This window comes from Bradyrhizobium diazoefficiens, from assembly GCF_016616885.1.
Lineage (GTDB): Bacteria > Pseudomonadota > Alphaproteobacteria > Rhizobiales > Xanthobacteraceae > Bradyrhizobium > Bradyrhizobium diazoefficiens_F.
In genome coordinates this window covers 5,439,854-5,462,462 of the sequence record NZ_CP067102.1, presented here as the reverse complement: position 1 = coordinate 5,462,462, position 22,609 = coordinate 5,439,854, and the positions used below count along the sequence as shown (strand labels likewise).

17 protein-coding genes are annotated in these 22,609 nt (G+C 60.1%); 11 read left to right on the top strand and 6 right to left on the bottom strand.

Annotated features, from left to right (window positions below; all coding sequences use genetic code 11):
- The first annotated feature begins 4 nt into the window (after positions 1 to 4).
- From rbsK to JJC00_RS25580, 5 genes are all read left to right on the top strand, one after another.
- Positions 5 to 940 (top strand): ribokinase, encoded by a 936-nt coding sequence (rbsK, locus tag JJC00_RS25600; protein WP_200468650.1) that lies wholly within the window; start codon positions 5 to 7, stop codon positions 938 to 940.
- Positions 937 to 1,812, top strand: a complete 876-nt coding sequence (locus JJC00_RS25595) for a carbohydrate ABC transporter permease (protein ID WP_200468649.1) — start codon at positions 937 to 939, stop codon at positions 1,810 to 1,812. Before rbsK ends, JJC00_RS25595 begins: the two co-directional genes overlap by 4 nt.
- Positions 1,809 to 2,846, top strand: a complete 1,038-nt coding sequence (locus JJC00_RS25590; protein ID WP_200468648.1) for a carbohydrate ABC transporter permease — start codon at positions 1,809 to 1,811, stop codon at positions 2,844 to 2,846. The genes JJC00_RS25595 and JJC00_RS25590 overlap by 4 nt, the downstream gene beginning before the upstream one ends.
- 49 nt (positions 2,847 to 2,895) lie before the next feature.
- Positions 2,896 to 4,335 (top strand): extracellular solute-binding protein, encoded by a 1,440-nt coding sequence (locus tag JJC00_RS25585; protein WP_246773918.1) that lies wholly within the window; start codon positions 2,896 to 2,898, stop codon positions 4,333 to 4,335.
- A gap of 86 nt (positions 4,336 to 4,421) precedes the next feature.
- Positions 4,422 to 5,513 carry an ABC transporter ATP-binding protein gene (locus JJC00_RS25580; protein WP_200468646.1) on the top strand — a complete coding sequence of 364 codons (1,092 nt, stop codon included), beginning with the start codon at positions 4,422 to 4,424 and terminating at the stop codon, positions 5,511 to 5,513.
- A gap of 398 nt (positions 5,514 to 5,911) precedes the next feature.
- Here the strand turns inward: JJC00_RS25580 and JJC00_RS25575 are convergent, their stop codons facing one another.
- Complete coding sequence (locus tag JJC00_RS25575; RefSeq protein WP_200468645.1) at positions 5,912 to 6,100, bottom strand: hypothetical protein; 189 nt, start codon at positions 6,098 to 6,100, stop codon at positions 5,912 to 5,914.
- Between the two features lie 734 nt (positions 6,101 to 6,834).
- On the opposite strand from JJC00_RS25575, the gene JJC00_RS25570 reads away from it, so the two are divergent.
- Positions 6,835 to 9,000, top strand: a complete 2,166-nt coding sequence (locus JJC00_RS25570; protein WP_200468644.1) for a hypothetical protein — start codon at positions 6,835 to 6,837, stop codon at positions 8,998 to 9,000.
- 184 nt (positions 9,001 to 9,184) lie between these two features.
- On the opposite strand, the gene JJC00_RS25565 is transcribed toward JJC00_RS25570, so the two are convergent.
- Positions 9,185 to 9,652 carry a VanZ family protein gene (locus tag JJC00_RS25565; protein WP_200468643.1) on the bottom strand — a complete coding sequence of 156 codons (468 nt, stop codon included), beginning with the start codon at positions 9,650 to 9,652 and terminating at the stop codon, positions 9,185 to 9,187.
- 433 nt (positions 9,653 to 10,085) lie between these two features.
- Between JJC00_RS25565 and JJC00_RS25560 the strand changes: the two genes are divergently transcribed.
- From JJC00_RS25560 to JJC00_RS25545, 4 genes are all read left to right on the top strand, one after another.
- Positions 10,086 to 11,315 (top strand): hypothetical protein, encoded by a 1,230-nt coding sequence (locus JJC00_RS25560; protein WP_246773917.1) that lies wholly within the window; start codon positions 10,086 to 10,088, stop codon positions 11,313 to 11,315.
- Positions 11,316 to 11,422: 107 nt separating this feature from the next.
- Positions 11,423 to 12,466: a TAXI family TRAP transporter solute-binding subunit gene (locus JJC00_RS25555; protein ID WP_200468642.1), complete on the top strand. Its 1,044-nt coding sequence runs from the start codon at positions 11,423 to 11,425 to the stop codon at positions 12,464 to 12,466.
- Positions 12,463 to 13,083, top strand: coding sequence for a hypothetical protein (locus JJC00_RS25550; RefSeq protein WP_200468641.1), 621 nt, complete (start codon positions 12,463 to 12,465; stop codon positions 13,081 to 13,083). The genes JJC00_RS25555 and JJC00_RS25550 overlap by 4 nt, the downstream gene beginning before the upstream one ends.
- A 36-nt stretch (positions 13,084 to 13,119) precedes the next feature.
- The gene (locus JJC00_RS25545) at positions 13,120 to 13,719 is read left to right on the top strand and encodes a DsrE family protein (RefSeq protein ID WP_200468640.1); all 600 of its coding nucleotides are present in this window, start codon (positions 13,120 to 13,122) and stop codon (positions 13,717 to 13,719) included.
- A 194-nt stretch (positions 13,720 to 13,913) separates the two neighbouring features.
- On the opposite strand, the gene JJC00_RS25540 is transcribed toward JJC00_RS25545, so the two are convergent.
- The 3 genes from JJC00_RS25540 to JJC00_RS25530 all read right to left on the bottom strand — a co-directional run bounded on the left by JJC00_RS25540 (position 13,914) and on the right by JJC00_RS25530 (position 19,412).
- Positions 13,914 to 14,702 (bottom strand): hypothetical protein, encoded by a 789-nt coding sequence (locus tag JJC00_RS25540; protein ID WP_200468639.1) that lies wholly within the window; start codon positions 14,700 to 14,702, stop codon positions 13,914 to 13,916.
- Between the two features lie 502 nt (positions 14,703 to 15,204).
- Entirely contained in the window at positions 15,205 to 16,971 is a 1,767-nt protein-coding gene (locus JJC00_RS25535) for a carbamoyltransferase family protein (protein WP_200468638.1), read from the bottom strand.
- An 875-nt stretch (positions 16,972 to 17,846) separates the two neighbouring features.
- Complete coding sequence (locus tag JJC00_RS25530) at positions 17,847 to 19,412, bottom strand: polysaccharide biosynthesis/export family protein (protein ID WP_246773916.1); 1,566 nt, start codon at positions 19,410 to 19,412, stop codon at positions 17,847 to 17,849.
- Between the two features lie 266 nt (positions 19,413 to 19,678).
- Here JJC00_RS25530 and JJC00_RS25525 point away from each other — a divergent pair, with 266 nt between their 5' ends.
- Positions 19,679 to 21,145, top strand: coding sequence for a hypothetical protein (locus JJC00_RS25525; RefSeq protein ID WP_200468637.1), 1,467 nt, complete (start codon positions 19,679 to 19,681; stop codon positions 21,143 to 21,145).
- A gap of 501 nt (positions 21,146 to 21,646) precedes the next feature.
- Here the strand turns inward: JJC00_RS25525 and JJC00_RS25520 are convergent.
- Positions 21,647 to 22,561 carry a glycosyltransferase gene (locus JJC00_RS25520; protein ID WP_200468636.1) on the bottom strand — a complete coding sequence of 305 codons (915 nt, stop codon included), beginning with the start codon at positions 22,559 to 22,561 and terminating at the stop codon, positions 21,647 to 21,649.
- Between the last annotated feature and the right edge of the window lie 48 nt (positions 22,562 to 22,609).

Genomic DNA, 22,609 nt, shown 5'->3' with positions numbered 1-22,609 from the left:
GACCATGAGCAAGACTGGCGTCGCAGTGCTCGGCATCTTCGTCGTCGATCTGGCCTTCCGGGCCGGCAACATGCCTGCGATCGGTGAAACGATCGCAGGCTCGGGATTTGCCATGGGGCCAGGCGGCAAGGGATCGAACCAGGCCGTGGCGGCTGCGCGCGCGGGCGCGGACGTGACGTTCATCTCTCGGATTGGCCGTGACGCTTTCGGTGATCTTGCCATCAAGACGTGGGAAGTCGAGGGAATCCGGCCGCGCGTCGCCAGGACTGCGGAGGCGCCGACTGGCGCCGCCTTCATCTACGTCCACGAGACACGCGGCGACAACGCCATCATCGTGGTGAGCGGAGCAGCCGACGGCCTGAGCCCGGCCGACGTCGACGCGGCGGCGGATGCGATCCGTACCAGCCGCGTCTTCGTGACCCAGCTCGAACAACCGGTCGCGGCCGCGCAGCGCGGGCTCGAGATCGCGCGCGCTGCGGGCAGCATCACCGTGTTCAACCCGGCACCCGCGGGCGCATTCGACGACAGCCTGTTTGCCTTGTGCGACTATGTCGTTCCCAACGAGACCGAGGCGGAAGCGCTGACGGGGATCGCGGTGAGCGATCTTGCCGGTGCCCGCCGCGCCGGAGACGCGTTGCTGGCCAAGGGAGCGGGTACCGCGCTGATCACGCTCGGCGAACGCGGGGCGCTGTTTCACGGGCGGGATCGCTCGCTCCACGTGCCGCCGTTCGCCGCCGGTAAGGTGGTCGAAACCGCGGGCGCGGGCGATGCCTTCGTCGGCGGCTTCGCGGCCGCGCTTGCGGACGGCGCTGATCCACTGGAAGCGGCGCGCTTCGGTTCGGCCACCGCGGGGATTTCCGTGACGCGCGCGGGGACTGCGCCCGCCATGCCGCGGCGCGCCGAGATTGAAGCTCTGTTGAAGGAAATGACCTGCTCATGATGCGGAATGATCCGATCAAGCATGTCTTCATCTGGCCGGCGGTGCTCGTCGTGCTGGCGATCTCGATCTTTCCGCTGATCTATTCGTTCACCACGAGTTTCCTCAGCTATCGCCTGATTCCGCCGATCCCGCCGCGCGTCGTGTGGTTCGGAAATTATGCTTCGCTCTTGCAAGAGCCGCGCTTCTGGAATGCGATCTTCACGACGACGCTGATCGCGTTCATCGCCGTTGGGTTGCAATACGTGATCGGGTTTGGCGTTGCGCTCGCGCTGAACGCGCGCGTTCCGGGCGAACGGCTGTTTCGCGTGGCCTTGCTGTTGCCCATGCTGCTGGCTCCGGTCGCCGTCGCGCTTGTTGCTCGCATGATCTTCAATCCGACCATGGGTCCGCTCAATCAGTTCCTGTCCATGTTCGGACTGGCGAACCTGCCGTTCCTCACCAACGGGCGTTGGGCGCTCGCCTGCATCGTCGCGGTTGAGATCTGGCAGTGGACCCCGTTCGTCATCCTGATGATGCTGGCCGGCCTGCAAACGCTTCCCGAAGATGTCTACGAGGCGGCCGAGCTCGAGAACGCCAGCGCCTGGCAGCAGTTCTGGGGCATCACCTTTCCGATGATGCTGCCGATCTCCGCCGCGGTCGTCTTCATCCGCCTGATCGAGAGCTACAAGATCATGGACACCGTGTTCGTGATGACGGGCGGTGGACCGGGGGTCGACACCGAGACCCTGACCTTGTTTGCCTATCAGGAAGGTTTCAAGAAGTTCAATCTGGGCTACACGTCGGCGCTCAGCTTCCTGTTCCTGATCGCGATCACGATCATCGGCGTGACCTATCTGGCGTTGCTGCGGCCGCATCTGGAGAAGCGCCGATGAGCGGGCAGGGCCTTACCGGACTGTCGAGCCGGAGTCGCCGCCTGGTCGCGGCCGGCGTGCTCGTCTGGTGCCTGATCTCGGTGTTTCCGCTCTATTGGGTAGTGGTGACGGCGTTCAAGACCCCGCCGGGCGTCGTCGGCGGCCCGACCTATATTCCGTTCGTCGATTTCACGCCGACCCTGCAGCCGTTCATCGATCTCTACCAGGGGATCCGGGGTGAGTTCTTCCGGACCTTCCTGAACTCGACGATCGTCGGACTGTCGGCGGCAGCGATCGCGACCGCGGTCGGCGCGATGGCGGCCTATGCGCTGGTGCGGTTCGAGTTCAGGGTGCGCTTTGGCGCCGGCCTGATCTTCTTCCTGCTCGCGCTCGGCGGCTATCTGCTGTTCAGCAATTCGCTCGGATTCACCCGCGCGCAGGCGCTGCTGCTCGCGTTCCCGATCGCGCTTGCCGCTGCAATCCTGGCCAACCGTCTGCCGCTGCCGGGGCCGATCCTCGGCAATGAGGACATCCTGTTCTGGTTCGTCAGCCAGCGCATGTTTCCACCGATCGTCGCGGCGTTCGCGCTGTACCTCCTCTATAGCGAAATCGGCCGGCTCGGCTTCCAGCTCATCGACAGCTATGTCGGCCTGACGCTGTGCTACGTCGCGTTCTCGCTGCCAATCGTGGTCTGGCTGATGCGCGACTTTTTCGAGGCCATCCCGATCGAGGTCGAAGAAGCCGCGATGGTCGACAACGTGCCGAGCTGGCGCATCTTCCTCGGCATCGTGGTGCCAATGTCGATGAACGGACTGCTGGCGACGTTCATGATCACGCTCGCCTTCGTCTGGAACGAGTTCCTGTTCGCGCTGTTCCTGACCAATTCCAGATGGCAGACGCTGCCTATCCTGGTGGCAGGACAGAACAGCCAGCGCGGCGACGAATGGTGGGCGATTTCGGCCGCGGCGCTCGTTGCCATCATTCCGATGATGATCATGGCAGGTCTGCTCAGCCGGATGATGCGGTCGGGCCTGCTGCTCGGGGCCATTAAATAGCAAAAGCACTTGTAGGGAGGACTGGACGATGTTGCGACGGACATTTCTGATGCTGACTACCTCGCTCGCGATGGCCTGCACCGTGGGCCAGGCGCACGCTGCCTGCAGCCCGGATTACTCCGGTGTCACCCTGACGGTGGCATCGCAGACCGGACCGTATATCGCTTCCGCGCTCAAGCTCGGCGCGGACGAATGGACCAAGAAGACCTGCGGCAAAGTCAATGTGGTCGAGTTTCCGTGGTCGGAGCTCTACCCGAAGATTGTTACATCGCTCACGGGATCGGACGCGACGTTCGATCTGGTCAGCTTTGCGCCGGCCTGGCTGCCCGACTTCGTCTCCTATCTCAGCGAGATGCCGAAAGAGATGCAGTCCGGCAAGGATTGGGACGATGTCGAGCCGGCCTATCGCGAGCGCCTGATGGTGTGGGAAGGCAAGATCTATTCGCAGTCGATGGACGGCGACGTTCACACCTACACCTATCGCACCGACCTGTTCAGCGATCCCAAGGAGAAGGACGCCTTCAAAGCCAAATACGGCTATGACCTGGCGCCGCCAAAGACCTGGAAGAAGTATCTCGACATCGCGGAGTTCTTCCAGCGCCCCGACAAGGGCCTCTGGGGCACGGCGGAAGCTTTCCGTCGCGGCGGCCAGCAGTTCTGGTTCTTCTTCAGCCACGCGGCTGCCTATACCAACAACCCGAACTATCCGGGCGCGATGTTCTTCGACCCCGAAACGATGGATGCCCAGATCAACAATCCGGGTTGGGTGAAGGGATTGGAAGAATACATTCGCGCTTCCAAGCTTGGGCCGCCCAATGCGCTGAACTTCTCCTTCGGCGAAGTCAACGCGGCGGTGGCCGGCGGCCAGGTGGCGGAATCGATCGGTTGGGGCGACACCGGTGTGATCGCGGCCGACCCCAAGCAGTCGAAGATCTCGGGCAAGGTCGGCTCTGCGATACTGCCGGGATCGGACGAGATCTGGAACGCCAAGTCCAAGAAGTGGGACAAATTCGAAAGCGTGTTGCCGACACCGTTCATGGCATTTGGCGGATGGCAGATCGCAGTGCCGAAGGTCGGCAAGAACCAGCAGGCGGCATGGGACTTCGTCAAGACGCTGACCAGCCCCGAAGTGTCGGGGCAGGCAGCGATCACCGGCGGCAGCGGGGTCAATCCTTATCGCAAATCGCACACCGCTAATCTGCAACTGTGGAGCAAGAACTTCTCGCCGGAAGAAGCCAAGGAATATCTCGGTGCTCAGGCGGACTCGATCAACGCCAAGAATGTCGCGCTCGACATGCGTCTGCCCGGCTATTTCTCCTACACCGAGGTTGTGGAGATCGAGCTTGGCAAGGCACTGGCCGGCCAGACCACGCCGCAGGCCGCGCTGGACGCGGTGGCAAAGGAATGGAATCGCCTGACCGACGAGTTCGGCCGCGCGAAGCAACTGGCGGCCTATCGCGCGGCGATGGGTCTCCCGCCCAAGAACTAGCTTCCTGCGGAGACTGCCCCGGATGATGCGTAAGCATCATCCGGGGCTTTGTTGGCCGTCGATATGAGGGACGGAAAAAGGAATCCATGGCGCACGTCGAGATCGAAAACGTCAGCAAGGCATATGGGCCCTACAAGATCATCGAGGGGCTCGATCTGAACGTCGCCGACGAGGAATTCGTCGTGCTTGTCGGGCCGTCCGGCTGTGGCAAGACCACGACGTTACGCATGATTGCAGGGCTGGAGGCAGTCACCAGCGGAAACATCCGCATCGGCAGCCGCGACGTGACGCAGCTGCGTCCGGGTCTGCGCAATTGTGCGATGGTGTTCCAGAACTATGCGCTCTATCCTCATATGACGGTGGGGGAGAACATCGGCTACGGCATGAAGGTGCGGGGCGAGTCACGCGCCGGCGTCGCGAAAGCTGTCCAGGACGTGGCGCGGGTTCTCGACCTCGAGCAATATCTGGACCGCCGGCCCAAGCAGCTCTCCGGAGGACAGCGTCAGCGCGTCGCGATCGGCCGTGCCATCGTGCGTAGCCCGGACGTGTTTCTGTTCGACGAGCCCTTGTCAAACCTCGACGCCAAGCTCCGCATCGAGATGCGGACCGAGATCAAGGCATTGCACCGCCGTCTCGCCAAGACGATCGTCTATGTCACGCACGATCAGGTCGAGGCGATGACCATGGCGGATCGTGTCGTGGTGATGAATCGCGGCCGGATCGAGCAGGCGGCCGATCCGATCACGATCTACGAGAAGCCCAGCAATCTCTTCGTCGCGGGCTTCATGGGCGCGCCCAGCATGAATTTTATCCATGGCGAGATTGTCGCTCGCGACGGCGCGCTGGTCTTCGCCGAGCCGTCGGGTGCGGTGTTGAAATTGCCGAAGTCTAGCGAGGCGGCCTATGCAGGGAGCGTCGGCAAGCCGGTTGTGCTCGGCGTGCGGCCCGATCATGTGCTCCGGCAGGATGCGCCGATGGGCTCATCGGTCCGCTTGATGGTGAAAGACGTTGAGCCGCTCGGGCCGCATACCCTCGTGATTGGAACCGTGGGCACATTCCCGTTCACGGCTCAGATGCAGGTCGGTGTTGCTGCGGCGCCGGATCGCTTTATCGACGTCGCTCTCGATCTGGAGCGAACGCACCTTTTCGATAAGGTTTCAGGGAAGGCCATTTCGTAGCCTGTGGTTTTCGCGGGCATTGCAGCTCATCCCAACTTTCGATGCCCTTGGTCCGCAAGTACGGCGCCGCGTCCGCTTCACGTGTCGATCGTGGCCAGGTAGTCCATGTGAAGAGTGATTGGCCCCTTCGATCCGTCCAGAATGACGCGGAGGCTCTTCGGATAGTATCCTGCCCCGATCACGGTCCCTGTCCTTCCAGCTAAGCGAGGGCCAGCTGTCGGCTTTATCTGAACGCGTGAACCCGGCGGAAACTTGAGCTCGTGTTGGGACGATCCTGCCATGACGTCCTCGGCAGCGAATGAGCTAGTTCTATTCGAAGAGTTCGCTAACGCGTGGGTTGACGGTGCGTTTGGCCAAACCAAGCGACAACGGAGTTGTCCGACATAAGGCAGCCTTCTTCATATAGCTCTCGAGTCATCTAGCGCCAGGCCAACCGCCGCTAGGCTCTGCATCGCCAACTGTTCATCCCTTAGACGTCTTTCGACGAATTGCCGCTCTTGCTCCGTCAGCTTGCCCCTGAGCAGTCGGCGATAGCGATGGATGTTGTTGCTGCATACTTTTAGGCGCACCAACTGCTCGTCGATCATCTATATCCACCATGCAGGACCGGGAATAAGCGAATCTGGCTCAGCCGCCGACCATTTCTAGCAAATGCTGCAGGGAGGCGGGGATCGTCAGTCAGCCCTTCGTCCTGCGCCACTTAACAGTAACCCTCCTGTGCGGAAGGCCGGCCTGGCAATTTCGGGGTATTTCGGCCAAACGATAGTTACCGCGCAAGGTCCATGCCTGCGCCGCCGAAGCCTGGGGCTTTCACCAAGAAGATGACGAGACGGCACTGATAGCGATTCCTGCGCGTAGCCTCCCTGGGCGAAGAAGATGCGCTTCAACTTGCTCACGGCGCGGACAAATGCGGTCACGACGCATCAACGTATCGAGGACGCCGGAGATATTGTTCAAGGCCCCCGGCAATACCCGGGAAAGGATGCACAAGGCCGAAAATAAGGACATCCCGATTGCTCGCTAGGCGGGGGCGGTGAAGTGAGGGGGCCTGCGCGTGTTGGTACTGCAGGAGAACGGCTGGTACGTGTTAGGCCGTGATCCACGACCTAACCCGAAAGGGACGGGTGGGTCCTCCATGCGGATTATAGGCTTCGCGGGGAGGTGAGACGCATAATGCCGCACCTCAACAGATCGTATCGCTATGCGACGGGTATTTGCGGTGAATCGGACGGTTCTCCTCAAGGAGGATATAGGTGTAGGCTCGTCGCCTGGCCATCTGCTCAAGATGGGACGACCCGCGCTCTTGTGGACGAGCGTCGCCATGCTCGCAATGGCGTGCGCGCCGGAAACACGGGCGTCGCCTGATCCGGCGCGCCCCTCTGCAGATGCGCAACACATAGCGGCTGCCCGCAATCCCGATTCTGCTAAAGCGGCGCAGGACAGCAATCCCGAAGCCGTGCCGCCGGGCCGAGGTGGCAACGACAAATCGGTGCCGGTTGGACAGGGAACGACCACCGAGATTGGAAGGTCTTCGGAACAGGATCCCCATTGGGGGGAGAGACTGTCCTGCGAACTCTCCAGTGCAAGGCTTGATATTGGCCTGCTGCAGAGTATCGAGCAGGAGCGCGGGCGGGCGGAGTGGTTGGAGCAGGATCTTGCGGCGGCGAGACGCGACGTCGAAGTCCAGGCCGCACTGGCGGCGAAAGCTGTCGAAGACGCTGCCAGGGTGAAACAGGCCGCGCAGGGCGGCGCGGAGTCGCAGGACGCCCTGCAACAGGCGCGTGAGCGGGCAGGAAGACTGGAACAGGATCTCGCGGCAGCGCGCCGTGATGTCGAGACCCAGACTGCGCTCGCGACACAGGCTGGCGAGGAGGTTTCCCGGCTGAAGCGAGCGGGGGAGAGCGGCGCGGTGTCGCTTCGCGGCCCGGACGAGCGCGAGAGGTTCGCACGTCTGGAGCAGGATCTTGCGGTCGCGCGACGAGAGGTCGAGACACAGGTCGCAGGCGCGGCGAAAGCAAACGAGGAAGCGTCCCGCCTGAGACAGTCGGGGGAGATGGGCGTGGCTGAGCTGCGACAGGAGCGCGAGAAGTCCGCGCGGCTGGAGGGAGATCTTGCCGCGACGCGGCGGGATCTCGAGACCCAGACCGCGCTCGCAACGAAAGCGGATGAGGACATCTCCCGACTGAAGTCGGCGGGAGAAAGCGACGCTGCGAAGCTGCAGGCATCCCTGCGACAGGAACGCGAGCGGTCCGCGCGGCTTGATCAGGATCTTGCGGCTGCGAGGCGTGATCTGGAGACCGCGGCCGCGCTTGCGACGAAAGCAGGCGAGGAATCCTCTCGGCGGAAAACAGCAGGGGAGAGCGGCACGCCGGACCTGCAAAAGGAACGTGAGCGGTCCGCGCGGTTGGAGGAGGAGCTCGCGGCGGCACGGCGCGATGTCGAGGCCCAGACTGTGTTGGTTGCAAAGGCAGGCGAGGAAGTCTTGCGGCAGAAGCGAGCGGTGGAAGCCGGTGCTTCTGGCGCGGTGGCATTGCAGGACTCGCTGCAGTCAGTGCGGCAGCGGGCTGATAGGCTGGAGCAGGATCTGGCGGCGGCGCGGCACGACGCTGAGACCAAGGCCGCGCTGGTGGCGAAAGCAGGTGAGGAAACGTCCCGGCTGCAAGCGACGGGGAAGAGCGCTGCCACGGACCTGCAAAAGGAGCGCGAGCGGTCCGCAGGGCTCGAACAGGATCTGGCCGCGGCGCGGCGCGACGTCGCGTCCAAGGTGGCGCTGGTGACCAAAACAGCCGAGGAAATGTCCCGGCTGATAACGGCGGGGAAGAGCGGCGCGGTGGACCTGCAAAAGGAGCGTGAGCGGTCCGCGCGGTTGGAGCAGGATCTCGCGGCAGCGCATCGAGATAGCGAGACCCAGACGGCGCTGGCGGCAAAGGCAAACGAGGAAGTCGTGCTGCAGAAGCAAGCGGCGGAAGCCGGTGCTGCCGAGTTGAGGCAATTGCGCGCAAGGGCAGACGCGCAGGCGCAGAGCCCCTCCCTGGCGCGGAGCGCAATTTATGCGTATGAGGTCCAGGTTCGCAATGCGCAGGGCGCTACGTTAAGTGTCGTGACGACCGGTTCGACCGCGCCGGACAAGTCTATCGAAGTGGCCGGTAATCCAATCGCCGAGCAGACGCTAGCGGCGCCTGATCGCGCTGATGCTCAACCTGCTTCCAAGCCGGCTGCGGCGGCCGCTGGGTTGGTTGCGCGGGCGAGCGCGCTGCTCCGGCAGGGTGATATAGGCGCGGCGCGACTTGTACTCGAGCGCGCCGTCGAGATGGGCAGCGCCCAGGCGAGCTTCGCGCTGGCAGAAACCTACGATCCATTGGTTCTTGCGAAATGGGGAACTTACGGCACGCTCGGCAATGCGAGCAGAGCGAAAGCCCTTTATGCCCAGGCCGACTCCGCAGGAATCAAGGCGGCGAAAGCGCGGCTGGAGGCGCTACGCCGCTAGTTTTTTCCGTGCACATGCCAGTCAGTCATTCGATTTCAGCGCAATGGTCTCCATCGCGAGGCGCCGTTGTCCCATGGCCGTCTTGCAGGTCTGACCTGACGGCTCGATGGGGCCGGACTATCGTGGTGGCCCGCGATAACGGCTGTACACGACGGCTTGACACGACGGCTTGGCGACGCGTCGATCAATCGTGCAAATTGGTACGATGCGCAATTTTGGCGGCCTTGTCGATAGCTCGGGATGCGTGATGCGGGACAGGCTTGCTGCGAATTTCAGGACATGGGCCAGGTGTCGGGTCGCGCAACAGCCAGAAACGAACTCGGTCGAAACGTAAGACAGCGTTGCCGGCGAGAACGCCTGCGGCACCTCCAGCAACTTTTTGGAGTGCATCCAGGATTCGCGCGTGTCGATCCGGAGTAAGCAACTGCAGAAGCTCAAGCAACGCGGCGCTGCCGAATACGATGGTTAAGACGGAAAGAGTGCGGTGGGGATATGCTAAGCAGAAGACCATGCCGAGAAGGGCAAATGCTGCAAGGTGCTCCAGATTTGACGAGGTCAGCAAGATCGGTCTGTCCCTAAGCGGCGACAGGGTTGAATAAGCAATGGCGCACAGACAGGCCCAAGCAGCGAACTTAAGCAGTTTCTGAGACATGAGGTTTTCCTGTCGGCTTTGCCCTCTCGATCAGCGACATCTTGTGTAGGTCGTAGCCGTCGAGGTGCAGCAGGCCGACCCTCGGTTGGCAGCCTCAGTGGGGGCCTTTCGTTTCTGAGACTCGATTCCAAGAGCGTACTCCCTCCACTCGGCGCTGGCTGCTCCGGGGCAGTTCCTTTCCTGCAGCGGAAACCCGTTCGACCAAATTCATGCTCATGCGCGGTGGAACACCGGGTCAAAATAGTTATCACCCACTCCTGACGCATGAATGCAGAATTTCTGATGTGGGTGGACGAATGGAGAGTACTCCAAAGGGATTGGATGCTGGTCCAGATTCCGGATGGCCGTGCTGCAACGGCTCGACGCTGCAGCCTTACGCGCTCCGCGCACGGCCGATTAGGTGCGAAACATCATTGCACGCTCAAGCAGCGCAATGGCGATCCAGAAGGGCGCTACTCGGAAGCCTGTTCGTCGATTAGTCGCCGACATTGAGGGGGACGGCAAAGCCCTGAGCGCTCGGGTAACGACCTGGGAAGTCGACGCGCACCGGGATGAGAGTTTCGAGAAGCTGCTGCCGCTCTTCAAGCAGCAAACGCGAGAATTCTGGCGGCAGGTGATTGTGGTTGCACGGAAGAATTGTCGGCCCGCTTGTTTCGGCCAAACGGAGTACCAACCTGTAGTACTTGCCCCACGCACCTTTTCAGGTGCAATTAAAAGCGCGCGCTTGCGATTCTTGTTTGTGGTGCGTCCTGAGCGCAGGCGCGCGAATGGAGGGCCAGGCTCCAGCCCGCTGTGGCTGCCTCATTGGCCAAGACGGCGGGCCCGCCTGAGAGTCGCCGCGCTGGAGCAGGATCTCTCGATGGCGCGCAGCAAGATCTACGCGTACGAAGCTCAAGCGGCCAAAGGCAGCGAGGAAGCGGCGCAGCTTAAACAGGCGGAAGCGAACGATACCGCCAACTTACGGCAATCGCAGCAACGGGAGCGCGAGCCGGCTGAGCAGCTGGTCCGGGATCTCGCAAAAGCAAGCCGCGATCTCGCCGCAGAGACCGAGCGCGCTTCCAAGGCGAGCGAGGAAGTCATACGGATCAAGCAGGCCGGAGAGCGAGACGTGGCCCAGCTGCGCAGCTTGTTGCAGCGCGAACGCGGGCGCGCTACGGGGTTGGAAAGGGATTTCGCATCGGCGCGTCATGACGGCGGCGCGCCTGTGGCGAAAACTCCCCCCGCTGCGTCTCAGCCGGCAACCCCCAGCCAGGCCGCGCGCGAGGAGCCACCCAGAGCGCCGGTACGACCAAGCCAGATCCAGCCTGTCCAAAACAAGACAGTCCAAGACAAACCGGTCCAGGATAAGTCGGTCCAGAGCCAAACCACAGCGGCGCGCAGCCAGAGCGATGCTCCGGTCAATCCTAACGAAGGGGTCCAAGCGGCGAAATTGATCGCGCGGGCGAGCATTCTGCTTGAACAGGGAAACATCGGCGCGGTGCGGATCGTGCTTGAGCGCGCCGTTGGGATGGGCGGCGCGCAAGCAAGCTTCGCGCTCGCGGAAACCTACGATCCGCTAATCCTTCCAAATCTCGGAACGTATGGAACGCAAGGTGATCTCGCTAAAGCGCGAACTCTTTACGCGCGTGCTGAAGCTGGAGGAAGCAAGGAGGCGAAGGCGTGACTCGCAGCGCTACGTCGATAGCACAGTCTTGTGCGGCGATGTTCCAAGTCAGTAATCGAGGACCGAAGGCGCCGACGCGGATGCTGAATGTGTAAAGGAGTGGGTGGATGAAAAGATTTACAGGATGGCGTCGGCTGCTCTTGCTCGCCGCGTTCGCAGCATTGCTCCTGGCCATTCAGCCTTGGGCGGATGCGCAGCCCCCGAATTTGCGGCCCCACAAGGCTCACCCGGTTCAGCCCGCACCGGTACAGCCAAGGCCGGAAGTGATGGCCATGAATGCCTGGACGGTCGGCCTGGCCGGAGGCCTCCTCGAGGGCGCGCCGATACGTCTAGCGGCGGAGATCGCCCGCGTGGTCGACGATGGAAACAACCTGCATGTTCTGCCGATCGTCACACGCGGAGCCACGGAGAACCTGAATTCCCTGCTTTATCTGCGCGGCATCGACGCGGCGATCATCAATTCCGACGCGCTCGAGGAATACAAGAGCCAGGTGCCGGACATCCAGCGACGAATTGCGTATGTCATGAATCTGTTCCCGTCCGAACTCCAGATATTCGTTCGCCCGGAGATTCAGAGTCTGAACGACCTTGCCGGCAAGAAGGTCAACTTCAACAACCAGGGCACCGCTGCTGCCTATTCAGGGCCGCTTATCTTCAGCCGCCTCAATATTGAGGTGGAAAAAACGTTCATTCCGCACCAGATCGCGCTTGAGCAGATGCGCAAAGGCGAGATTGCAGCTGTCGTCTTCATTACGTCGAAGCCGGTGGATGCTTTTGTGAAGGGCCGGTGGGAGTCAGGCTTCAAGTTCCTGCCTGTCCCGTACGAGAGTAAGTTCGAGGATTACTATCTTCCCGCTACTCTCGACGCGACCGACTATCCCGATCTAATTAAGCAGGGTGAACGGGTTTCGACCATCGCCGTGCCGACCGCTCTGGTCGCCTTCAATTGGCCAGACAACTCGAACCGTTCTGAGCGCGTCGCGCGCTTCGTCGACCACCTATTCTCGCGCATCGACAGATTGCAGGCGCCCGGTTTCGATCCGAAGTGGAAATCCGTCAACCTCGCTGCGACGGTTCCAGGCCTCACGCGCGTTCCTGCGGCGCAAGCTTGGCTGGGTCGTCAGCCCCGCACAACACATGCATCGCAATGAAACACGCCGCGATCCTGCTGACTATTGCACTTGGCGGCACTGGCGGCATTGCGTTCGCCCAGGAACCGATGACACAGCTCCGTTCCTGCCTTCAGAAGGAACACGAGGAGCGCCTCGGGTGTCTGGATAAAATGACGCGTACTATCGCATCTCAGCGTCGTCCGACCTCCGAAAACGACTGGATCGTCAGCCAGACGACGTCGCCCGTAGACTATTCAGCGATCGCGACCGCGACGACATCATCACGCAGCGGGACCGACGAGACCGCGATGCAGCTATCTATACGCTGTCGCGCCGGCCGGACGGAGCTGGCGCTCGCGGGCCCCGGCATCTCCCGCGGAGGCGGTGATGATACAATTTCATATCGTGTGAATGATCGTCCGGCGGTTCAGGTCGCAGCCGCACCGCCGGCATTCGGTCCTGGCGTTGCGTTCGCCGGGGATGTTGTTCGCTTGCTGCAGTCCCTTCCGGACAATGGTGAACTCATCGTCCTTCTCTCATCTAGAGGCGGGACTACCCGAGACGGGTCGTTCTCCCTCGCCGGGCTGGATGCGGCGCGCGCGAAGATGGCCGCGGCGTGCAGATGGCCGCGCGCCATTGCAACGCCAAGCCATTGATGGTGTGAGAATGATTGTCTTTAACGGAGGCGCATAATGGTCAGGTTTCGTCGTATTGCCAGGACGATAGTGGTGGGAGTGATCGCCGTTCTGGGTTCCACGTCATTCGCGGCCGCGGATCAGGGCGGAAAATACTGGACGCCTGCAGATGGGCAACCCCTCGTGCACAGGGAAAACCGTGCAAGGCACCACATAGCGAAGCGAATGACAGCGGCGCAGACGCGATCCGTGCTCGCCCGTATGGAGGATCCCACTGCAACGAAGAAGAAAGAACATCGCTTGATCCTGCAGGTGAACACCAACGACCCCGCCGCGATGAATCTGGCGCTCAACAACGCGACGAACGTTGCCCAATACTACAAAGACGCTGGCGAAAAGGTGAAAATCGAAGTCGTCACGTTTGGGCCCGGCCTGAACATGCTGCGTGACGACACGTCGCCCGTAAAGTCGCGCCTCGAGGAGATGGCCCTGAGCACGCCCGAAGTGTCGTTCAAGGCCTGCGGCAACACTCAGGAGAAAATGCAAAAGGCCGAGAGCAAGGACATCCCGATTGTGCGGCAGGCGGAGGTCGTGAAATCGGGCGTCGTGCGCGTCATGGAGTTGCAGGAGAAGGGCTGGACCTACGTCAAGCCGTAAGTCAGACGGGCGCCGTTCTTCATGGTCGAGCGCGCTTCACCTCATCAACCGCCGACGCGGCCTAGCTCTGGGTAGCGATCAGTTCGTAGCACTCGTGGGGCCGGGCAAACCGTTCGCTTGTGTGCTTGATTTCGCACTGCGGAAGCGCGTTCGGAGTGTAGCGGAGGGGATCCTCGTCTGCAAACATTATGGCTCTAGCGCGTTGACCATGGCCATGCCGGCGGTTGCGGTCTGTTGGCTTGCTGGCGTGCCGGGGTTGGCGTTGATTTGTGTGTCTTGGCAACATTGGTTGGCTGCCGCGGACGCGGCATTGGTATTTCGGGGCTTACCGTTGGCTGTTCGGGGCTCGCCCTAGGCTCTTCAGCTTCCACCCTCGGCTCTGAAGCGCTGGCGATGATACGAGACAGTTGTTCCTGGCTCGCGTTGAGCCGCGCGGTGATCGCATCGCCTTCGCGCGCCATCTGAATCTGGGTATCCTTGATCTGGTCGATGGCATCGTTGTTGCGTGCCATTTCTGCCTGGCTCGCCTTGAGTTGGCTTGCTAAGTTTTCATTGTCGCGGACCAACTGTTCTTGCCTCACCTTGAGCGGTTCGACGGCTTGCCTCAAGGCAGCGAGATCGCGCGCCATCGATTGGAGCTGCAACGCCAAGTCTGAAGGAAGTGCGCCGGCAGTCGGCGTAGCGTCTTTCCGCGGGGTTTGTGTCAGAGGTGAGGGGGATGGGGAGGGAGCCATCGCCGTATCAGCGGAAGACGACCACCACCAAGCAGCGCCATAAATGGATGCTGCCAACACAGAGCCGACAAAAGCCAAGTGGCGCCAATCCGTCAATCGATTAATCGTTGCCAGCGGCGGGCGAAACGCACTTATGCTGGTCGGTGGCCCCGAAGGACTAACTTCCAGTTCGCGCGCAAAGTCCGAAAGCTGCTCCTCCAAGCTTGTGAGTGGCTCTTCTGCGGCCTTGTCATCTAGCGTGGTATCCATTTGGTGCTCCGTATCAAAATGCAATGTCACTCGCCCTCGGGGCCGAGATCCGCCCTTCAACGAGCTAACATTCAACGGGACGAAGATGAGGATTTGCAGCCTAAGCTTCCCAAGAATGAGCATGCAGCCTGCACGTTACATCGTCTTTCTTTCATAGGCGACCCCCTCCTATTCCCGCGATTCTAGGCGCGCCTGGAGGCGGAACTGTGAAAACTATGGAAGCAACCCGTGAGCGTTCTACCGAGTCTTCCCGGTGCAGGTTTTACCATCTTCTGTCGTTAGGCTCGAGGCGATTTTGGCATCGCAGACCGTGACGGAGCGGCGTGTGCATCATTGCCGCTGTCACCCTGCATTTTGCGCGCCAAGGGCCAAGCCTGCGGACGTAGCGATCCCGGCGCGGCATTGGTCACCCAATTGTCGATCAGGAGCACTAAGATGTTGGTTCATTGGAGCAGCGCGGGCGACACTCCAACGCTGCGCAAACTGTGCGCCCTTGCGCCGATTACTTCCGTCCTGCGCGGCAGACGAGTATGTTCTCGAGGAAAAGAAACTCGATGCCTGTCCCGAGGAACGTGTCGATGGCTTCGCGCGGGGTGTTGACGATCGGCTGCCCCTTCACGTTGAAGCTCGTGTTCAGCACCATTTCCCGACCAGTCACTTTGCCGACGGCCTGCACCAATGCGAGGAATTCCGGATTGTCCTTCTTGTTGATCGTCTGCACGCGGGCCGAGCCGTTGACGTGCGTAATCGCAGGGAGCGCGGCACGATGCTCGGGACGAACGTCGGCGGTCATAATCATGTACGGAAGTTCGAGGCCCTTCGGTAGGTCGAACCAATCCTGTGCCTGTTCGAGACTCACCGCCGGAGCAAACGGGCGGAAGGCTTCGCGCATCTTGACCATCGCGTTGATGCGATCACGCATCTCTGGACGGCCGGGATCTGCCAGGATGCTGCGGTGACCCAGGGCTCGCGGACCGAACTCCATGCGCCCGCGATACCAGCCAAGCACGCGTCCGGCCTTGATGAGCTTGGCTGCTTCTGCGCAGGTTTGCTCAAGACTCGGGAAGCGTACGACCTCTATGCGGTTGCCAGCGTCGGCGAGAGCCTTGTTGATTTCGGCTTCCGAGTGTTCAGGGCCGAGGAAGGGAACCGGCATCCTGACGTTTTTTACGCCGCCGTTGCGTGACGCCGACCACAGCGCGGCGCCAAGGGCGGAGCCGTCGTCGCCCGCGGCCGGCTGAACGTAGATGTCGTCGAATAGACCGGACTGAAGAAGACGGCCATTTGCGGTGCAGTTGAGCGCGACACCACCCGCCATAGCGAGCTTGCGCAGGCCAGTCTTGCGGCCGAAGTGACCGCAGATATGGAGCATGACTTTATCGAGGCATTCTTGCAATGCCGCAGCGACGTCGCGATGATCGTCGTTCGTGTCGCTGTCAGGAACGCGAGCCGGGATGAGGTGTTGGTCGAGGTAGCGGCGCGTCGCGCCGTAGGTTTCGCGATCAAGACGCTCGTTGTTCAGGCGAAGAAGCGGAATTTTGATCAGGCCATTGTCGAGCAGCTCCACGGCTTGCTCGAAGAAATGATGATAGCGAGCGGGATTCCCGTAAGGGGCGAGGCCCATGATTTTGTACTCATCGGAGTTGAAATCGAAGCCGAGGTGCAGCGTGAGAGTGGAATAGAGGATGCCGATGGAATCCTGGGCGTTGATTTCGGCTAGCTTGTCGATCTTGTTGTCGTGGGCGTGATAAACGGTAACGGCGTGAACTTCGCCCATGCCGTCGAGGATCACGACCAAGCATTCATCCCATCCGGAGGTGTAGTAGGCGCTGGCGGCATGGGATAAATGATGGTTGACGTGGTGAACCTTGTCGGAGGGGAACCCCGGCAGGTGCTGGTTCATTTGCGAAAGCAGTTTTTCGCGCGAGAAAACTTCCTTGTATTGCTCGGCGGAAGTCGGGTCCAGGCTGAAGGCGGCTTTATAGGGAGAATGGTCAAAGCCGTGGGAAAGTTCGTCGACGTCGGCGGGGTTCAGGCCGGCGGTCTCGAGGCAGTAGCGGATGGCGCCAATCGGGAAGTCACCGGTGTGCTTCTTGCGGCTGAAGCGCTCTTCGGCGGCTGCAGCGACTATCTCGCCATCGACCACCAGCACCGCAGCGGAATCGTGACCTTGAGAAATTCGGTATTCGCGTTCTTCCAGGCCCGGCCAATGCTTCTTCTTGAAGGGAATCGAGTTTTCGAATCCACTGATGCCGATTGATTTCGCCATCTTCAACAATCTCCCTTAGACAGCTGAGGCGCGTGGCGGCAGCAATGGAGTCACCAACTCGCTTGTCCGATCCCGGCCGATCAGTTCAGTCGCAACAGAAACGAAGCGAGGCCATGTGACTCCGTTGGTACAGCTACCGCAATCGCACATTTCCGGAAAACGACTGTCTACGGAAAGTAGCGTGGGGTGGCCTGCCCGGAATCGGTAGCTCGAAAGAGCATGTCGCAGAGGGCGCCGCCTGGCGGCGGACTGGCTCGCGCGGTCGACGATGGCGATAACCTTGCTGCGATGAATTTTGCGCTCAATAGCGTAACAAGCTTCATGCCAATTGCGTGATCGTTTTCCCGGTTTTGAAGTGCCAGCCGTCGTTCCGGTTTCGATCATGTGGCATGCCTAGGCAAATTGTCCAAAACGACGCGGGGCCGGTCGGAGACAGCGAGAAGTTCGTGATCTGGGGCAGCGACTATGACACGCCGGATGGCACCTGTATCTGCGACTTCATTCATGTCGTCGATCTTGCATCGGAACATTCTGAGTGCTTCGAGCCATCCGAAACATCCGGGCGTGCTGACCGTCCATCTCGGGATAGGAGCCGGCAGCAGTGTTTTGGAGGCATTTCGGACTTTCGAGGCCGTGAGCTGTAGGTCAATTCCCTATGAAATCGGCGAACACAGGGTCGGCGATGTTGCAATCTGTTATGCCGACCCGGCACTTGCGGAAGAGGTCTTGGGTTGGAATCAACGCGATCATTGACCCAGATGTGTGCCGACCATTGGCGCTGGCAGATGAGAAACCCAAATGGTGCCGTCGAAAGGAGCGAATTGTCTGTTTAACTGGATCTGCTGGTCCCGACGTCACGCTGCTTCTGGTTCTCATCACCTGCTGTCGACCCGCAGCGAATCAGCTGCGGTCACGTCAGTCCGGCCCGTCGCCGATGGGGCGCCTGAAATGCCCACCTTTTGGGGAGGTGCGTCAGGGACATCCTGGTATCGCAGGCTGACCTCCACCGAGTCACCCGGCTGCAACTCGGTGTCTTCGGTCGCGACAATCCGTTCGGGCCCTTTCTCGCTCTTCCTAATGACGGCAATGTCCGGATTGCTGCCGGCTCCTCGTACGAGTTGCGAACGAACCATCGCGGTGTACTGAAGCTTCTCACCGACGCTCTGCAGCTTCTCTCGAATTTGGTTAAGCCTTAAGCTTGTGTCTTGCAGCTCACGGAGCAAGTCAAGTCGTCGCTGGTCGTCGAGTTTTGTCAGCCTCCTCTCGAGTTCGGCCTGCTGCTTCTTGACCTGCAGCAGTTGCGCGGAGGTCTGTAGCTTCCTGGTTGATGACAGCAACACCGCTCGACGTGCGTCCGTAACGCGCGGGCTGGTCAGGGTCCCCCTGGCGAACATATCCTGTGCTTTTTGCAACTCTTCCAGGTCCGACTGGAATCCCTCCTCCTCCCTCTTCTGCTGCTCTGATAGCACGCGCACCTCGTCGTCTCCCTGTCGAAGGCCGCGCTGAAGGAACGCCTTCTCCAGCTTGTAGTCATTCTGCTTCGTCTTCAAATATTCCGTTTCTGCATTGAAGATTTCCGAAATCGCCGATCGAGCTATCGGTGGGTGCTCCGCAGTGCTCGGACTGATCTGGGTCGCCTCTCCGAGTTCCGTCTTGATACGCCACAAGCGCGCCTGCTCTTTGGCTAACTCCGTCCAAAGCGATCCATACTCGGCTCTCAGGTCTGCTGACTCGAGATACGGGTTGTTCATTCTCACATGCATGACGTCGTAACCGCCCGCCACAGCTATGAGTTGGCGCGCGGTGGTGGCCGGACGATAAGCATACTCACCCGGCTTCGACACATCACCATTTACGTAGATCGGCCTGTATTCCGCGACGGTCGTAGTGACCTCATCCGCGTTGATTACGACGACGACCTCGCGGCCATCCGAAGTCCTCTGTCGAAACACCTTGTTTGCCAGTGCGGCCCCGATTTGGGCTCTGATCTGCGGCAAGGGTAGGCCGGCTACCGGCAACATTCCGACCAGTGGCAATGAAATATTCCCGTCGATTTGGACGGCAGTACGCTGTCGGAGATCCGGCACGCCCGCCACCGCGACTTCCAGTACATCTCCAACGTTAACGCGATATTCGGCCTTCGCTTGACTGACCGACATTGTCAGGCCAACAGCAACCAAGCCCCACTTGATGCAACGACGCAGGTTGTTGCCTAAGACTTCCTTATTGAAACAATTGCGCTGTCTGGAGTTCGGCATGGCGGAAACTCCCTGTGCGGACGTGGTCACCGGGTGAAATCCTTCAAGTCTGTTGGCGAATGCGGTACATTTCACCGTCCGAGCAACCGTCCAGACAGGCAGTCCGCAAAAACTACTGTTCAGTTCCATCATTGGCGTCGGCTCAATGCCTTCTTCGCTATTTTCGGTTGCATCAATCTTCACCGATATCCGCATTCCGAACAGCCCCATAGGGACGGGCACTTAGAGCGAATTGCTTCTGCAATTCTAATTCCGCACTACCGCGGCTCAATGGACTATCGTAGTTACCCATTTATTGCCAATTCCTATCCGCCGACCCGGCTGCAATCACCGGTCGCCGCCTTGACCTCGCTGTGCGGATTAGCAGAGTCACAGCCTCGACCCGGCTCACTTTTTGCGACCGGCTTGGCGGATAGTAGTAAGGAATTGGGTTGGCGGCGGAGATGATAATGTTTTTTCGGGAGATTACCGAGGCGCGGCGAGACGAGTTCGTTAACAAGGGAGTTAAGGCGCGATATTTTTTCCCGCATCGCCTGTACTATCTCCCCAAATGTGGACCCGATGGATTCGCATCAGCCGAACGACTGTTTCCGGACGCTGTCCCTAATCAGCTTTGGCAAGTCGTTCTCTACGCCGCACCAAGTGCCATCGCGGACTTGCCGCCCGAGTTGTTTTTTGACGACGATATTATCTGGCATCAGCAGCACTTGGGCAGAGCTGGGCTTGTTGCAACTGCAAACCTTGTGCTCCGCGGAGATACGCTCTACACCAACAATCATCTTTCGGATCTGGTGCAGCGCATCTCACGGCGGCGCGAACTCAAATCCCGGATCGAGAATCGGTTCAAGGGATGGAATCACATGCTGCTCAATGGCATTCTGAATTTTGCCGTCGAGCGAAATTTGAAGCGCATCTTGATGCCGACGGCGGAACTGGTCGTCTCGATGACGGATCCCAAGCGGCGACAAACGCTGAATCGCGAGCTCTTCGACCGCATCTATGACCATCATGTATGCGCGTATTTTAGAGCGGAGCGCGCGGGTCTATGGTGGGCTATTGACGTACCTCAACATCGAGATCGGCTGATTGAGCCTGTAAAGAACCAAGTGGGCAGCCCAACCAAGTCAAAAACGATCTGCATCTATCATGACGTGGAAAGAGGCATCGGTCATGCGGGCATTGACCCGCAACTCGAAGCGTATGCAAACACAAACGCGTCGCAGGCGCTCGAGGAGATGCTTTCTGTCGAACGCCGAGTCGGTATTCGTGCCACATATAGTGCCGTTGGTTTATTTCTGCCGGATGTCCGGGCAAGCATAGCCAAGGACGGTCATTGCATTGCTTTTCACACATTTGACCATCGCATCGGAGCAGGCGCTGCACATCGGCTTGGACAGTTCCTCGAGAGTCGCGCGCTTGGTGGTAGGCGCCGGTATGCCCGCGTGATGCGGAAGGCAATGCGTTGGCTTCTGCCTGCAGCCCCGCGAGGGGCAGTATCACAACTCGAAGCATGCCGACGGATAGATTACCGCGTCAAAGGATATCACCCTTGCCAATCCGCGCTCACGCCTAAATCGATAGACGCCAATTTGTGTTATTACAATTTTGAATGGCTGGCGCTTCCGGCGGAGCGGGTCGGCAACCAAATGCCTCATGTAGAAAATCGCGTTGTAAAAATCCCGGTACAGTTTGATGATTTTGGCTTGTACTATCATGGAGTTGAATACCAAAATTGGGAACAGCTTGTGCTAAAGGCGATTGAGGCAAATGAACTGGTTGTCCTTGGCTTGCATGACTGTTATTCCCAATACTGGCTGCCTGGGTATTGCAAGATGCTTGAACGCATCGGCCAATGGGGAACCCTCAAGACATTGGATCAACTTGCGGCAGAGACATTCTTGGCGAGCGCGGAATAGATAGCCATATCGCATCTGGTATCCTGTCGCGCTTAAAGCGCGATGAGATCAGGTTGAATCGTCATCGCGCTTTAGCTTCTTGTTTGCGCATGATCCTTTCGGAAAACCGCTTCACTTTTTCGGATCATGCTCTAGCAGCACACCTTAGCGTTGCTTGTTTCGTACGTAAGAGCGCCTTTGAATACCTGACCGATGAATGAAGAGATCAATCCGAGCGAGCGAAGAAGCGCAGGTAACCGCCTTCGGCTCAACCCCATCATGTACGACCAACCTCTGTGTGAGAACCAGGAACCGCTGCTGCAGTTTGTGCGTGCGGATTTCTCTCGAGCGGATGTGGCAAATCGATGCTCCATGCTCGAACGGAGCCGTACGCCTTGCGGAGCCAGGCTCAGAATCATGCCGAGTCCGCCGAGAGTGCCTCCCATGGCCACGGCGTTAGTCTGCGCTGCAATGCTCTTCGAGGCTCCGTTGGCCGGTGAAGGTCCAGCCGTCGGATTGTCGTCATCCGCTCCGCACCAAACGCTTGCCCGCCGCCCTTGCCCTGAAGTTGGAGAGAACGTCGGCATATACCTTGACGATCTTTTCCACCGTGAGCGCCTGGTCGTACCTCGCCATTGCCGCCCGCCCCCGGAACTCGCTGCTCCGCGACCAGTCAAGAACCTCTCGAAGGTTGCGGGTAATCGTGCCGACGTCCGGCGGACAGATCCGCGTTCCCGCGATGCCGCTTAGCAGTTCGCCGACGTCGCCGACATCCGTCGCGACCACCGGAAGATTGCACGCGAGAGCTTCCTTGATGGAGGTCGGCGACCCTTCACGATCCGAGCAGAGAAGCATGGCGTCGGCCGCGCTGTAGCACCACGGCATTTCGCCGTTCGCTAATTTGAAAACCGTCTTCAACTCCGCGTCGACGCCCTCCTGCACGAGTCGCTCGACTGACGCTCGCGCCAGATCATACCTCTTCTCACGGCGTGCCGGATCAAACGGAAACAGAACGATATACTTGTCTTTAGGCCACTGCAGCCGCGCTCGTGCTTTGTCGCGATCGTACGGCTTGAATACGCCGAGGTCGACCCCGCAGGGAATCACGACTCCCGGAATCCGTCTCCGCATCCCCTCCGAAACGACGATGACGGCATCGGCGAAATGCGACACGGCTCGCGTACACAGGCTTTCAAACATGTTTCCAAGTACGTCAGACCCGTGCAGCGTGATGACGAGTGGCGCCTGCGAACGAAACATTGCAGGATATGCCGAATAACCGTAATGGGCATGGACGACGTCGTATGCCACCGTGCGGGTCATTCGCATGACGTCAAGAGCGCACCGCAGGTAATTCATCTTGGACTGGGATCCGAGAATATCGATGACGTCGACCGTGTGGCCGAACCGTCGCAGCTGCTCTACCTGATGGCACACGAAGGCTCCGGAGCCCGGTCTGTGTGGACTCGGATACATGTTGGTGAC